The organism is Granulicatella sp. HMSC30F09, assembly GCF_001806915.1.
Taxonomy (GTDB): Bacteria; Bacillota; Bacilli; order Lactobacillales; family Aerococcaceae; genus Granulicatella; species Granulicatella adiacens.
Window position 1 is genome coordinate 35,068 of the sequence record NZ_KV786430.1, and the last position, 353, is coordinate 35,420.

Sequence of the window (353 nt, forward strand, 5' to 3'; positions counted from 1 at the left end):
TGTTTATTGAAGTAGTATTTTTCGCCTTGTAAGAATGTTGGCGCAGCTTGCGTTCCTTCGACAGTTGGAGCTACTTCGACTTCTTGTGTGCCTTGAAGCGTCACAAAACGGGTCACCGCTTTTTCTTCTTTTTCGTTTGGCTCAACCGTAGGCTTATCGCCTGTTACTAAATCGTAATAGTGAGTCGTAATACCGTTTTCCGTCTTCGTCTGTTTATTGAAGTGATATTTCTCTCCTTGTAAGAACGTTGGAGCTGGTTGAGTTCCTTCAACAGTTGGCGACACTTCGACTTCTTGTTCGTTTTCCAGCGTCACAAAGCGCGTCACCGCTTTTTCTTCTTTTTCGTTTGGCTC

1 protein-coding gene is annotated in these 353 nt (G+C 44.2%); it reads right to left on the minus strand.

The features are described from left to right. Positions 1-353: hypothetical protein (locus tag HMPREF3103_RS07015; protein WP_168132840.1), on the minus strand; the 353-nt coding region annotated here is incomplete at both ends.